The 12,775-nt window shown below is 74.2% G+C and carries 14 protein-coding genes; 12 read left to right on the forward strand and 2 right to left on the reverse strand.

Translation table 11 applies throughout. The features are described 5' to 3' along the window. Window positions 1-6: 6 nt before the first annotated feature. From BLW86_RS22880 to BLW86_RS22900, 5 genes are all read left to right on the forward strand, one after another. A complete protein-coding gene (locus BLW86_RS22880; protein WP_093878814.1) occupies window positions 7-1,203 on the forward strand; it encodes an allantoate amidohydrolase in 1,197 nt (398 codons plus the stop codon). Continuing rightward, window positions 1,194-2,531: a formimidoylglutamate deiminase gene (locus BLW86_RS22885; RefSeq protein WP_093875775.1), complete on the forward strand. Its 1,338-nt coding sequence runs from the start codon at window positions 1,194-1,196 to the stop codon at window positions 2,529-2,531. The genes BLW86_RS22880 and BLW86_RS22885 overlap by 10 nt, the downstream gene beginning before the upstream one ends. A 102-nt stretch (window positions 2,532-2,633) precedes the next feature. After that, window positions 2,634-3,803: an imidazolonepropionase gene (hutI, locus tag BLW86_RS22890; RefSeq protein ID WP_093875776.1), complete on the forward strand. Its 1,170-nt coding sequence runs from the start codon at window positions 2,634-2,636 to the stop codon at window positions 3,801-3,803. A gap of 172 nt (window positions 3,804-3,975) precedes the next feature. Beyond that, window positions 3,976-4,608, forward strand: coding sequence for a LysE family translocator (locus tag BLW86_RS22895; RefSeq protein ID WP_093875777.1), 633 nt, complete (start codon window positions 3,976-3,978; stop codon window positions 4,606-4,608). A gap of 27 nt (window positions 4,609-4,635) precedes the next feature. Further along, window positions 4,636-5,244 (forward strand): HD domain-containing protein, encoded by a 609-nt coding sequence (locus BLW86_RS22900; RefSeq protein ID WP_093875778.1) that lies wholly within the window; start codon window positions 4,636-4,638, stop codon window positions 5,242-5,244. A gap of 6 nt (window positions 5,245-5,250) precedes the next feature. On the opposite strand, the gene BLW86_RS22905 is transcribed toward BLW86_RS22900, so the two are convergent. Continuing rightward, window positions 5,251-5,607, reverse strand: coding sequence for a hypothetical protein (locus BLW86_RS22905; protein WP_093875779.1), 357 nt, complete (start codon window positions 5,605-5,607; stop codon window positions 5,251-5,253). Between the two features lie 113 nt (window positions 5,608-5,720). Here BLW86_RS22905 and BLW86_RS22910 point away from each other — a divergent pair, with 113 nt between their 5' ends. Continuing rightward, window positions 5,721-6,311 (forward strand): hypothetical protein, encoded by a 591-nt coding sequence (locus BLW86_RS22910; protein WP_093875780.1) that lies wholly within the window; start codon window positions 5,721-5,723, stop codon window positions 6,309-6,311. A gap of 152 nt (window positions 6,312-6,463) precedes the next feature. Here BLW86_RS22910 and BLW86_RS22915 read toward each other — a convergent pair whose 3' ends face one another. Further along, window positions 6,464-7,360, reverse strand: a complete 897-nt coding sequence (locus tag BLW86_RS22915) for an RNA polymerase sigma factor SigF (protein ID WP_093875781.1) — start codon at window positions 7,358-7,360, stop codon at window positions 6,464-6,466. 221 nt (window positions 7,361-7,581) lie between these two features. On the opposite strand from BLW86_RS22915, the gene BLW86_RS22920 reads away from it, so the two are divergent. The 6 genes from BLW86_RS22920 (at window position 7,582) to BLW86_RS22945 (ending at window position 12,724) form a co-directional block, all read left to right on the forward strand. Continuing rightward, window positions 7,582-7,950: an STAS domain-containing protein gene (locus BLW86_RS22920; protein WP_093875782.1), complete on the forward strand. Its 369-nt coding sequence runs from the start codon at window positions 7,582-7,584 to the stop codon at window positions 7,948-7,950. A gap of 92 nt (window positions 7,951-8,042) precedes the next feature. Continuing rightward, entirely contained in the window at window positions 8,043-8,462 is a 420-nt protein-coding gene (locus tag BLW86_RS22925) for an ATP-binding protein (RefSeq protein ID WP_093875783.1), read from the forward strand. A gap of 119 nt (window positions 8,463-8,581) precedes the next feature. After that, window positions 8,582-9,265, forward strand: coding sequence for a peptidase (locus tag BLW86_RS22930; protein ID WP_093878815.1), 684 nt, complete (start codon window positions 8,582-8,584; stop codon window positions 9,263-9,265). After that, window positions 9,265-10,173, forward strand: coding sequence for a COG1361 family protein (locus BLW86_RS22935; RefSeq protein ID WP_256341394.1), 909 nt, complete (start codon window positions 9,265-9,267; stop codon window positions 10,171-10,173). The genes BLW86_RS22930 and BLW86_RS22935 overlap by 1 nt, the downstream gene beginning before the upstream one ends. Beyond that, a complete protein-coding gene (locus tag BLW86_RS22940; protein WP_093875784.1) occupies window positions 10,170-11,228 on the forward strand; it encodes a hypothetical protein in 1,059 nt (352 codons plus the stop codon). The genes BLW86_RS22935 and BLW86_RS22940 overlap by 4 nt, the downstream gene beginning before the upstream one ends. 14 nt (window positions 11,229-11,242) lie before the next feature. After that, window positions 11,243-12,724 (forward strand): hypothetical protein, encoded by a 1,482-nt coding sequence (locus BLW86_RS22945; protein WP_093875785.1) that lies wholly within the window; start codon window positions 11,243-11,245, stop codon window positions 12,722-12,724. The last annotated feature ends 51 nt before the right edge of the window (window positions 12,725-12,775 follow it).

The following is a 12,775-nucleotide window of genomic DNA, read 5'->3' on the forward strand; positions in this document are numbered from 1 at the left end:
CACGCCATGTGGACGTCGCTGCGGCCCATCGGCCGCAGCGACGCCTCCGGAGGCTACCGCCGCTACGCCTGGACCCCCGCCGACGCCGACTGCCGCCTGTGGTTCCGCATGCAGGCCGAGGCCCGCCGTCTCGACGTCGAGACCGACCGCAACGGCAACCAGTGGGCCTGGCTCGGCGACCCGACGGCCGGCGACGCCGTCGTCACCGGCTCCCACCTGGACTCCGTCCCCGACGGCGGCGCCTTCGACGGCCCCCTCGGCGTCGTGTCCGCCTTCGCCGCCCTCGACGAACTCCGCGCCCGCGGCGCCTCGTTCAAGCGGCCCCTCGCCATCGTCAACTTCGGCGACGAGGAAGGAGCCCGCTTCGGCCTCGCCTGCGTCGGCTCCCGCCTCACCGCCGGCCGGCTGACGAAGGAGCAGGCGTACGAGCTCCGCGACGCCGACGGGATCAGCCTCCCTCAGGCCATGGAGGCCGCCGGGTACGACCCCTCGGGGATCGGCCCCGACCCCGAGCGACTGGACCGCATCGGCGCCTTCGTCGAGCTCCACGTCGAGCAGGGCCGCGCCCTGGACCTGTCCGGGGACGCCGTCGGCATCGCCTCCTCCATCTGGCCGCACGGCCGCTGGCGGTACGACTTCGCCGGCGAGGCCAACCACGCGGGCACGACCCGCCTGGTCGACCGCCGCGACCCGATGCTCACCTACGCCGAGACCGTCCTCGCCGCCCGCCGCGAGGCCGAACTCGCGGGCGCCGTCGCCACCTTCGGCAAGATCGCGGTCGAGCCGAACGGCGTCAACGCCATCCCGTCGATGGTCCGCGGCTGGCTCGACGCCCGCGCCGCCGACCAGGGCTCCCTCGACAAGGTCGTCGCGGGCGTCGAGACGGCGGCCCGGGAGTACGCCGACCGCCACGGCATCGACCTCGCCGTCGTACGGGAGTCGTTCACCCCGATCGTGGACTTCTCGCACGCCCTGCGCGACGAGCTCTCCCGGATCCTGGGCACCTCGGGCAAGGTGCCGGTCCTCGGCACGGGCGCGGGACACGACGCGGGCATCCTGTCCGAGTCGATCCCGACCGCCATGCTGTTCGTACGGAACCCCACCGGCGTCTCGCACTCCCCGGCCGAGTTCGCGGCCGAGGACGACTGCGTGGCCGGGGTCATCGCACTCGCCGACGTACTGGAGGAGCTGGCGTGCCGCTGACGACGTACTGGCTGGAACACGCCTGGCTCGACACGAACGTCGAGCCGGGCGTGGCCCTTGAGGTCACGGACGACCGGATCACCGCCGTACGGACGGCAGTCGAGACGCCCCCGGCGGGCGCCGTCGTCCTGCGCGGCCTCACGATCCCCGGCCTGGCCAACGCCCACAGCCATGCCTTCCACCGGGCCCTGCGCGGCACCGTCCAGGTCGGCTCCGGCACGTTCTGGACCTGGCGCGAGGTCATGTACTCCGTCGCCCAGCGCCTCACCCCCGACAGCTACTTCGCGCTCGCCCGCGCGGTGTACGCCGAGATGGCGCTCGCCGGCATCACCTCCGTCGGCGAGTTCCACTACCTGCACCACGCGCCCGGCGGCACCCCGTACGCCGACCCCAACGCCATGGGCGAGGCGCTCATCGCCGCCGCCGCCGAGGCGGGCGTCCGCATCACCCTCCTCGACACCGCGTACCTCTCCTCCGGCTTCGGCGCCGCCCCCGAGCGGCACCAGCTCCGCTTCACCGACGGCACCGCCGAGAAGTGGGCGGAGCGGGTGAGCGCGTTGAAGGAGCGCGACGGAGTACGCATCGGGGCGGCGATCCACTCCGTACGGGCCGTCCCGGCGGACCAGCTGTCGACGGTGGCCCGCTGGGCGCAGGACCGGCGGGCCCCCCTCCACGTCCACCTCTCGGAGCAGACCGCCGAGAACGACGCCTGCCAGGCGGCCCACGGCATGACGCCGACCCGGCTCCTCGCGGAGCACGGCGTCCTCGGCGCACGGACGACGGGCGTCCACAACACCCACCTGACCGCCGAGGACATCGTCCTCCTCGGCTCGTCGACCACCGGCACCTGCATGTGCCCGACCACCGAACGGGACCTCGCCGACGGCATCGGCCCGGCGGTCGCCCTCCAGCGCGCCGGCTCCCCGCTCTCCCTCGGCAGCGACAGCCACGCCGTCATCGACCTCCTCGAAGAGGCGCGGGCCATGGAGCTGAACGAGCGCCTGCGCACCCGCACCCGGGGCCACTGGACGGCCGCCGCGCTGCTGCGCGCGGCCACGGCGGACGGCCACGCGGCCCTCGGCTGGGCCGACGCGGGCACCCTGGAAGCCGGCGCCCTGGCCGACTTCACCACGATCACCCTCGACTCGGTCCGCACCGCGGGCCCGGTCCCGCGCCTGGCGGCGGAGACGGCGGTCTTCGCGGCGACGGCGGCGGACGTGCACCACGTGGTGGTGGGCGGCCGGACGATCGTCCACGACGGCACCCACGTCGCCGTACCGAACGCGGCAGAAGAACTGGCGACCACGATCGCGGCGCTCAGGAGCTGAGCGGCCCCGGGTTGTGGGCACTCGTTCCGCGGGGCGGAACGGGTGGGCACAGCCCGGGCCACCGGCCCGCACCCGAACCGCCCGCCCCCACCGGAGAGCAACATGACGACGACGCTCATCACGAACATCGGCAGCCTGGTCACGAACGACCCCACCCTCGGCGAGGGCCCCCTGGGCCTGGTCAAGGACGCCGCCCTCGTCCTGGACGGCGAGACGATCGCCTGGGCGGGCCCGGCGGTGCAGGCCCCGGCGGCGGACCAGGCCGTCGACGCCGACGGCCGCGCCGTCATCCCGGGCTTCGTCGACTCCCACTCGCACCTCGTCTTCGCCGGCGACCGCACGGCCGAGTTCAACGCCCGCATGTCCGGCCAGCCGTACAAGGCGGGCGGCATCCGCACGACCGTGGCGGCGACCCGCGCCGCCACCGACGCGGAGCTCTCCGCGAACGTGGCCCGCTACATGTGGGAGGCCCTGCGCCAGGGCACCACCACCTTCGAGACCAAGTCCGGCTACGGCCTGACCGTCGAGGACGAGGCCCGCGCCCTGCGCATCGCCGCCGAGCACACAGACGAGGTCACCTACCTCGGCGCGCACATCGTGTCGCCGGACTACGCCGACGACCCGGCCGGGTACGTGAAGCTGGTGACCGGCGAGATGCTGGACGCCTGCGCCCCGTACGCCCGCTGGGTGGACGTCTTCTGCGAGAAGGGCGCCTTCGACGGCGACCAGGCCCGCGCGATCCTCAAGGCCGGCATGGCGAAGGGCCTGCAGGCCCGCGTCCACGCCAACCAGCTCTCGTACGGCCCCGGCGTGCAGCTCGCGGTCGAGCTGGACGCGGCGAGCGCCGACCACTGCACCCATCTGACGAGCGCCGACATCGACGCGCTGGCGCAGGGGAACACGGTCGCGACCCTGTTGCCCGGCGCCGAGTTCTCCACCCGCGCCGAGTGGCCGGACGCCCGCCGGCTCCTCGACGTGGGCGTGACGGTCGCCCTGTCCACGGACTGCAACCCCGGCTCGTCCTTCACGTCCTCGATGCCGTTCTGCATCGCCCTCGCGGTCCGGGACATGCTGATGACGCCGGACGAGGCGATCTGGTCCGCCACCGCCGGCGGCGCGGCGGCCCTGCGCCGGACGGACGTCGGCAGGCTGGGCGTCGGCGCCCGCGCGGACCTCGTCGTCCTCGACGCCCCCTCCCACGTCCACCTGGCCTACCGTCCGGGCGTGCCGCTGGTCGCGGAGGTCTGGCGGAAGGGCGCGCGGACGGTCTGAGCGGGGATCGAGCAGCCGTACTCGGGCGGGCGGGGCCGCCGACCCCGCCACGACCCGGCCGTGCGTCCGAGGAGCACCCGGACGGGCTTCGCCCCGTACGGCGCCTCGCCGGAGGTCGGCTGCCCGGACGCGAAGCGCCGCGGCCGACGGCGGGGGCCTACCCTCAGGTGCCATGACGACCGCCACCGCCCTCTGGTCCTTCGCCCTGGTCGTGGGTCTCCTGACCCTCACGCCGGGCCTCGACACCGCCCTCGTCCTGCGCACGGCCGCCCTCGGTCACCGCGCGCGGGCCTGGGGCGTCGTCCTCGGCATCCAGACGGGCGTCCTGGCCTGGGGCGCGCTCACCTCCCTGGGGGTGACCGCGCTCCTCACGGCCTCCCACCTGGCGTACGAGGCGCTGCGCTGGGCGGGCGCGGCGTATCTGGTGTGGATGGGCGTCCAGATGCTGAGGAAGACGTTCGGCGGACACGCCGTGCAGGAGGCGGCCCAGGAACGAGCCACCCCGGACACCTTCACGTCCGGCTGGCGCCAGGGCGCCCTCACGAACCTGCTCAACCCGAAGGTGGGCGCCTTCTACGTGGCGGTGCTCCCGCAGTTCCTCCCGGCGGACACGAACCACCTGGCGATGGGCCTCCTCCTCACCACGGAGCACATCCTCCTCGGCCTCCTCTGGTCCACCGCCCTGATCGCCGGCGCCCGCCTCCTCTCCACCTGGCTCCGCCGCCCCACGGCCCGCCGCACCCTCGACCGCCTCACGGGCACGGTCATCACGGCCTTCGGCCTGCGGCTGGCTCTCGGGGACTGAACGCCCGCCGCCCCGTAGCCTGACCGGATGCGACCGTCAGACGACGAACTGTCCCGAGCGCTGCACGGTCCCGCGGACCCGCCGCTCCACCCGCTTCCGCAGGTCGTGGCGGACCTCCTCCGCACCCTCGACGCGCCGCCCCGCCTGGCCGCCCACCTGCGCGCGGTCCACGACGTCGCCCGGTACCTGGTCGCCTGGACGGAGGACCGCTGTCCGGGGCCGGCCGTCGACCGCGAGGCCGTCCTGTTCGGGGCGGCGACCCACGACATCGGCAAGGTCGTGCACCCGGCCGAACTCTCCGGACCCGGCTCCCTCCACGAGGAGGCGGGGAGGGAGCTCCTCGTGGCCCACGGCTTCGCCCCGGACCTGGCCCGCTTCGCGGCCACCCACGCGACGTGGACGGACGGCGGGACGACCCTGGAGGACCTGCTGGTCAGCACGGCCGACAAGATCTGGAAGAACAAGCGGGTCCCCGAGCTGGAGGACCTCGTGGTGGCCCGGCTGGCCGAGGCGACCGGCAGGTCCCGCTGGGAGGAGTTCCTCGCCCTCGACGAACTGCTCGAACGCCTCGGCGCCGGCGCGGACGAACGCCTGGCCCACCAGGCGTCGTTCACGACCGCCCGGCCCGCGTCCTGAGCACCGTCAGCGGAACTCGTGGACGACCTCGATCTCGCCCACGATCTGCGCGTTGAACTCGTCCAGCTCCTCCGCCGGGACCCACAGTTCGAGGATCGTCCGCCCGCCCGCCTGCCGGACCGGGTACCTGCGGAGGAACTCCGTGTCGACCTCGAAGCGGGTGACGTAGCCGACGCCGCTGTGCTTCACGTTCCAGTCGCGGGCGATCCTCACCGCGTACTCCTCGTTGAGGACCGGATAGAAGATCGGCTGCTCCGGCAGCCGCGCCGGCCACGCACGCCCACCCGACTCGCGTACGAGCTCCAGCTCCTCGGGGCCGGTGGGGCGCCACAGGGTCGTCGTCGGGCGGGGGAGGGCGGTCATGGCGGTTCGCTCTCTGCGCGGGGTCGGGGTCCTGAACCGTAGCGGCGGCCTCGGGGCGCGGGCACCTCAATTCCGGTGGCCCGGCCGCCGTGCCCCGTGCGAGCTTGGGGCGCATGGGGAACTCACGGGCGTACGCCGTCTTCAGGACCACCGACGCCGACGAGGCGTACGCGCGGGCGCGGCGGCTCGTCGCGCTGCTCGCGGAGGTCGAGGACGAGGCGTACGTCGAGGCCGAGGTCCGTACCGTCGGGGAAGCGCGGCGGATCGCGCGGCTGCTGCCGGACGCGGCCGTCGACCGGGTGGAGGCCGCCTGCGACCCGGTGACGGGGGAGTACCTCGACCTCGACCTCGTCCTCGACGCGGCGGGCGACGACGAGATCCGCGCCGAACTCCCCCTCTGCCTCTCCGCCGAGGTGCCCGCGGCGACCGTCGGGCCCGAGCTGGTCCGGGCCCTCGGGGACGGCCCCAGCGGCGTCGACTGGCACGGCCGGTGGCCGGACGACCCCGAGACGGGCGCACGCGGCTTCGGGAAGTACGACGGCGTGCAGCTCGTCCTGCACGGGGACCGGGCCCGGATCGACGCGTGGACCCCGCACCACACCGTCTTCCTGCACCTCGACAAGTGGGCCGACCTCCCCCGGGCGCGGAAGCTCGCCGCCCGCGCCGGCTGTGAGGTCCTCGGGGACGTCCAGATCGGCTGGTAACCCGGGCCGTTCCGGATGCCGGTCTCCCACCGCCCTTCCCCCGGCCGCCCCTCGGGCCTCGTTCCGCGACGGCGGAGGGCCCGTCCAGGGTCCTCAGACCGTGAACGGGCCCTTCCGCGGCCGCTTCGGAGGCTCGGCGGTGCCGGTGGAGATCACTCCTCCAGCGTCAGCCCGCGCCGCAGCCGGCCGAGGGTGCGGGAGAGCAGCCGGGACACGTGCATCTGCGAGATGCCGAGTTCCGCGCCGATCTCCGACTGGGTGAGGCCGGAGACGAAGCGGAGGGAGAGGATCTGCCGCTCGCGGGCGGGCAGCGAGGCGATCATCGGCTTGAGGGAGGCGATGTACTCGATGCCGGTGAGGCCGTGGTCCTCGTAGCCGAGCCGGTCGGCGAGCGCGGCCTCGCCGCCGGCGCCGTCCTCCTCGTCGGGCTGTGCGTCGAGCGAGGCCGCCGTGTAGGCGTTGCTGGCGGCCATGCCCTCGACGACCTCCTGCTGCTCGATGCCGAGCTCCTCGGCGAGTTCGGCGACGGTCGGGGCGCGGTCGAGGCGCTGGGCGAGCGCGTCCCCGGCCTTGGCGAGGTCGAGCCGGAGCTCCTGGAGCCTGCGGGGCACGTGCACGGACCACGAGGTGTCGCGGAAGAAGCGCTTGATCTCGCCGATGATCGTCGGCATCGCGAAGGTCGGGAACTCGACGCCCCGGGTCAGCTCGAAGCGGTCGATCGCCTTGATGAGGCCGATGGTGCCGACCTGGACGATGTCCTCCATGGGTTCGCTGCGGGTGCCGAACCGGGCGGCGGCGAACCTGACGAGGGCGAGATTGAGTTCGACGAGGGTGTTGCGGACATACGCGTATTCATGGGTGCCCTCCTCCAGCTCGGAGAGCCGGGCGAAGAGCTGCTTCGACAGGGCGCGGGCGTCGACCGGTCCGATCCGGTCGAGCGGCATGTCGAGCAGTCGGTCGGGCAGTTCGACCACAGGGGGGACAGGGTGCTGGGGGAGCGCTGCCGACGGCGCGTCGGGGGTACGCGGGGCGTCGAGCCGGGGTGACATGGGTCTCCTTCTGGTGCTTCTCGCTGCGGTTTGCGGCGCCTCCAAAGCCGGCCGGGTCGGACGTTCCCTTCTAGCCCTACCCGGTCGACCCGGATGGTTGCAAGTGGCAATAATCCCTTTTGTGTCGATATGTGCGGTACCTCATGTGCATCGGAGGGCATGCCGCTTGTAGGGTTCGGGGCACGTCAGTCGGCATCCGCGAGAGCGAAAGAGGCACGGCCATGGACCGCCAGCACATCGGCAGCGCGCCGCCCGCGCGACTGCGGGTCGAGGTCCGGGACGTGGCGGGGAGCACGCTCCTCACGCCCGTCGGTGAGCTCGATCACCACACCGCCGACCTGCTGCGCACCCCCCTGGACGACGCCCTCGACGAGGGCAGCGCACGGCTCGTCGTCGATTGCTCGGGCCTGGAGTTCTGCGATTCGACCGGGCTCAACGTGCTGCTCGGCGCCCGGCTGAGGGCGGACGCCGCCGGCGGCGGCGTCCATCTGGTGGCGATGCCGCCCGCGGTGGCCCGGGTGTTCCACATCACGGGCGCGGACGCCGTCTTCACCGTCCACGAGACGCTCGACACGGCGCTCCCGGGCTGAGGCCGCCCTTCCGCACGACCGCTCGGCCAGGCATCTGCGATGCCCGTACATTCCGTCCCCTCCGTCCCGTCGATAGGTGAGGTGAAGCGTTGATGGACCAAGCTTCCGACGTCCGTACGCTCGCCCTCGGCGAGACCAGCGGCACCGTGCCGCTCGCGCGTGACTTCACGCGGACGGCGCTCCACGAGTGGGGGTGGCTGCCGGCCGCCACCGCCGACCGCAGGGCCGCCGCCGAGGACGTCCTGCTCGTCGTCTCCGAGCTCGTCACCAACGCCTGTCTGCACGCCGAGGGCCCCGAGCGGCTGCGCGTCCTGCGGATGCCCGGGGCGCTGCGCCTCGAAGTCACCGACCGCGGCGCCGGGCAGCCCGCGCCGCGCACCCCGCACCGGTCCGGACGGCCGGGCGGGCACGGCATGTTCATCGTGCAGCGGCTCTGCCTGGACTGGGGCATCGACCGCACCCCGGGAGCCCCCGGCAAGACGGTCTGGGCCGAACTGGCCGCACCGGCATAGGACCTTCACAAGTCCGCGCGTTCCCCTGCCTTCCCTCCGCAAGGTCTCGGGCGTACCTTGACGCCCAATCTGAAAGACCGTCAGTTTCGTTGCGGTGAGGGGTGCTCGGGGTGTCCAAGGTGCCGAACCGGAGGAGAACGACCGCCGTGCTCACGGCGGCGGCCGCGGTGGCGGGCGCGACCGTGCTGGCCGGAGCGCCGGCCGCCCAGGCGGTCGTCGTCGACGTCGACTACGCCTGCGAGACGAAGATCGGGCCCAAGAGCGCCGTCTCGCCCGTCGACATCAAGGCCGTGAAGAGCGGCGGCGGCTACACGATCACCATGTCGTTCGAGAAAGGGGTCTCCGACAGCCCGGTCGAGCTCCCCAAGGGCGTCATGACCCCGCGCGCCGAGCTCGTCCTCGGCGGGGACGCGAGCGGCACGGTGAAGGTCACGGGGACGCCGAACACGGCCGCCATCCCGCCCGACACCCCCATCAAGATCGGCACGCTGACCGGCACGTTCACCCCGAAGAAGAACGGCAAGGTCACCTTCACGGCGGGCACCCTCACCGTGCACGCCCTCGGCATGGACGCGGCCGTCTGCACCCCGAAGAACAACCCGAAGCCGTCACTGGAACTCCAGGTCACCGGCGTCTCCGGCGGCGGCTCGGGGGACGCCGCCCCGCCGCCCGCCACCGACGGCGACCAGCTGCCCAAGACCGGCCCACTGGACTCCGCCCTGGCGCTCGGCACCCTCGGCGGCACCGTCCTGCTGACCGGCGCCGCCGGAGTCCTCTGGCTCACGCGGCGCACGGCACGCTGATGCGGACGGCGGACCGCGCCGGGACCCGGACGGCGGCACACCGTGGCCGCAGGACGGCCGCCCGCTCCGGGCTCGTGGCCGCCGTGGCCGCCCTCCTCGGCGCGGTCGCGGCGGCGCCCCCCGGCACCGGGGGCTGGACGGCGGCGCCCGCCGCCGGACGGCCGTACGCCTACCTGGAGGGCCCGGCGGGCAGCGTCCTCCAGGACACCCTGTCGGTCACCAACCCCGGCACCGCGCCCCTCACCGTCCGCCTCACCGGCCAGGGCGCCCCGGTGTCCTTCGCCGCGCGGACCGTGCACGTCCCCGCCAGGACCCGGGCCGACGTGCCCTTCGCCGTGACCGTCACCGCCGACACCCCGCCCGGCGAACACCGCGGCACCGTCCGCGCCACGGCCGCCGGCCGGGAGGTCCGCGTCGACCTGCGGCTACGGGTCAGCGGACCGCGCCTCGCCGCGCTCACCGTCGAGGACGTCCACCTCGACGGGACCACCGGCACCGTCCGCTACACCCTGGTCAACCGCGGCACCACGGTCCTCGCCCCGCGCCTCGCGGTCCGCGCCGAGGGCCTCCTCGGCACCGTCCTCGACCGGCCGGACCGCGCCCTGCCCCTCACCCTCCGCCCCGGCGAGCGGGCCACCCGGACCGAACCCTGGCCCGACCCGCCCGCCCTCGACTCCGTCACCGTCCGGCTGACGGCCACCGCACCGGGCGCCGCCCCGGCCACCGCCCGCGCCGAAGCCGCCTTCGCCTCGGGCCCCGCGCTCGCCGGCGCCGCCGGGCTGCTCCTGGCGGCGGCGGGCGGCGCCGGACTCGCGGCGCGGCGGCGCGGCAGGTCCCGCAGGGCCTGTCCGACCCCGATCCGCCGGACAGGCCCTGCCCGGCGAGCCCCGGCGGGAGCGACGCCATGAGGACGATCCGTACGGCCGCCGCCCTCCTCACCGCCCTCGCCCTCGCCCTGCTGCCCACCGCCCCCGCGGCCACGGCGGCCCCGGGGCCGGTGGTCGAGCTCTCGAAGACCGAGGGCGGCAAGGGCGGCGAGATCACCGTCAGCGGCAGCGGCTGGAAGCCCGGCGCGCTGCTCATGCTCCTGGTCTGCGGCCAGGGCGCCCCCGGCAAGGGCGTCATCGGCGGCACCAACTCCTGCGCCAACGCCGAGGGCCGGGCCGCCACCGTCGACGCCAGGGGTGCGTTCAGCACGAAGCTCCCCGTCGCCGAACCGCCCAAGCCCTGCCCCTGCGTGGTGCACGTCGCAGGGGTCACCGGACAACAGGACGCCGTCGACAAGGAGTTCACGGTCGCCGGTCACCCCACGGCCCCCCTCCCCGAGGCCTCTGGCGACGGCCGTCTCGCCGTCCTCGCCGCCGTCCGGCTCGACGGCTCCAGCGGGCTCCTCACCTGGTTCGGGGCGCCCCCGCGCCGCGAGGTCGTCCTCACCGTCGGCAACCTCGGCCCGGCCCCCGTCAAGGACCCGGTCTTCCAGGTCGGCACCAGCCACGGCGTCTTCGCCCCGCAGTACGAGGAACGCCAGTGGCGCGGCACGATCGAACCCGGCAGGAAGGCCCTGATCCGCCTCCCCGCCGAGCTCGCCGCCGGCGCGCACGGCGACTACCAGGTCTCCGTGAGGTACGCGGGCAAGGTCCTCGTCGAGCAGCCCTGGGGCGTCGGCAGGCCCTGGGGCGTGACCCTCTTCTGGGTGCTCCTCGCCGTCGTGGTGCCCGCCGCGCTGTTCCGGATCGGCATGGCCGTGGTCGACCGCGCGCGGCCCGCTTCCGCGGCCGCCCGGGCCTCGGCCCCCAGGACCCGGACGAGGGCGCGCCCGCGTCGGCGCGCCCCGGCCCGTACACCCGCTTCCGCCCCCGCACCGGGGGACGGGGAGACGACCGCGGCCCTGCCGTGGTTCAGCCCTGACTCCGCACCGTCAGCGCCAGAGAGCAGCAGCCCGACGACGAAGGGACAGGTGTGAGTACGCAACGGAGGATGAGCGCGGCCGGAGTCGCGCTGATGCTCGGCGGCGCGGGGATCCTGTGTGCCGCCGGGCCCGCCCGGGCCGCCGAGGTGGGTTACGCGACGGAGTGCATCCCGCCGTCGATCTCGGGCCTTCCGCCCGTGCAGGGCACGACGAAGGTGCTGATCACCGCGCCGGCGGAGGCCAAGGTCGGCGACGAGGTCGAGATCGTCTGGAAGACGGTCCAGGCCGCCTCGAAGAACCCCGACGTGCTCGACCTCGACAAGGACACGGTGAAGCCGACCGGCGTCCTCACCGTCGGCGGCGCGGGGAGCGGGACCGTCGCGGTGGAGGGACCGCGGCAGAACCCGCCGATCCCCAAGAACTCCCCGATGGTCCTGCCCGACATGAAGGGGAAGCTGAAGCTGGAGAAGGCGGGCGAGATCACGCTGACGCCCGGCAAGTACACGATCAACGTCTCCAAGCCCCTGTCGACGGACACCAAGTGCTCCCCGAAGGAGACGGTGCCGGTCGGCGCGACGATCAAGGTCACGGACGGGGGAGGGAGCACGACCTCGGGCGGCACCACGTCCGGCGGTACGACGACGTCCGGGGGTACGACGACGTCCGGGGGTACGACGACGTCCGGAGGAACCACCACGTCGGGCGGTTCGACCACCACGTCGGGCGGTACGACGACCTCGGGCGGCTCCTCCGACTCCGGCGGTACGAGTTCCACGGTCGGCGGCACCACCACCTCCGGCGGTACGAGTTCCACCGGCGGCGGCTCGAACAACACCGGCGGCGCCGCGACGAGCTCCTCCGGCGGAACGGGCGGCACCGGGGGCGACTCCGGCGGCGGGCAGACCGACTTCCCCGGCAAGCAGGTCGCGGTCCAGTTCGCCTGCCAGCCCCCCGGCCCCACCTCGATCGCCTCCAAGGTGACGATCGACGCCAGGAAGAACGGCAACGGCTACGACCTCACGGTCAAGACCGCCAAGGGCGTCATGGACAGCCCGGCGGCCCTGCCCGCCGGCGCCCTCAAGCCGTCCATGGCGGTCAAGCTCGGCGGCGCCGACAGCGGAACGGTGAAGGTCACCGGCCCCGCCAACGCGGCCCCCCTCGAAGCGGGCAAGCCGGTCGACCTGCCCGACATGAAGGGCACCTACACCCCGGGAGCGACGGGCAAGTCCACCCTCAGCCCCGGCGCGCTCACCATCAGCGTCTCGCTCGGCGGCTCGCCGATCGTCATCCCCTGCCAGGTCAAGGGCGCCGTCCAGGCCTCCCTGGAGCTGGACACGAGCAAGCAGGCCGGCGGCGCCTCCGGCGGCTCCGACGGCGGGACGGCCTCGGGCACCACCACGGGCTCCGGCGGCTCCGACGGCGGGAACCTCGCCCACACCGGCGCCGAGAACGACGGCGCCCTGCGCGCCCTCGCCCTCGTCGCGGGCACGGTCGTCCTGGTCGGCGGCGCGGTCTTCACCTTCACCCCCTGGGCGCGTCTCAGGCGGTGAGGAACGACGGAGGGCCCGTCGCACCGGTGCGGTGCGACGGGCCCTCCGTGC

Source organism: Streptomyces sp. TLI_105, from assembly GCF_900105415.1.
Classification (GTDB): Bacteria; Actinomycetota; Actinomycetes; order Streptomycetales; family Streptomycetaceae; genus Streptomyces.

Excerpts from the sequence above, each read along its gene's own strand:
- BLW86_RS22905 (WP_093875779.1), bottom strand. The coding sequence starts at position 5,607 with ATGACCGCCCTCCCCCGCCCGACGACGACCCTGTGGCGCCCCACCGGC.
- BLW86_RS22925 (WP_093875783.1), top strand. The coding sequence starts at position 8,043 with ATGGACCAAGCTTCCGACGTCCGTACGCTCGCCCTCGGCGAGACCAGC.
- BLW86_RS22920 (WP_093875782.1), top strand. The coding sequence starts at position 7,582 with ATGGACCGCCAGCACATCGGCAGCGCGCCGCCCGCGCGACTGCGGGTC.
- BLW86_RS22910 (WP_093875780.1), top strand. The coding sequence starts at position 5,721 with ATGGGGAACTCACGGGCGTACGCCGTCTTCAGGACCACCGACGCCGAC.
- BLW86_RS22895 (WP_093875777.1), top strand. The coding sequence starts at position 3,976 with ATGACGACCGCCACCGCCCTCTGGTCCTTCGCCCTGGTCGTGGGTCTC.
- BLW86_RS22880 (WP_093878814.1), top strand. The coding sequence starts at position 7 with ATGTGGACGTCGCTGCGGCCCATCGGCCGCAGCGACGCCTCCGGAGGC.
- BLW86_RS22915 (WP_093875781.1), bottom strand. The coding sequence starts at position 7,360 with ATGTCACCCCGGCTCGACGCCCCGCGTACCCCCGACGCGCCGTCGGCA.
- BLW86_RS22945 (WP_093875785.1), top strand. The coding sequence starts at position 11,243 with ATGAGCGCGGCCGGAGTCGCGCTGATGCTCGGCGGCGCGGGGATCCTG.
- BLW86_RS22935 (WP_256341394.1), top strand. The coding sequence starts at position 9,265 with ATGCGGACGGCGGACCGCGCCGGGACCCGGACGGCGGCACACCGTGGC.
- BLW86_RS22940 (WP_093875784.1), top strand. The coding sequence starts at position 10,170 with ATGAGGACGATCCGTACGGCCGCCGCCCTCCTCACCGCCCTCGCCCTC.
- BLW86_RS22900 (WP_093875778.1), top strand. The coding sequence starts at position 4,636 with ATGCGACCGTCAGACGACGAACTGTCCCGAGCGCTGCACGGTCCCGCG.
- hutI (WP_093875776.1), top strand. The coding sequence starts at position 2,634 with ATGACGACGACGCTCATCACGAACATCGGCAGCCTGGTCACGAACGAC.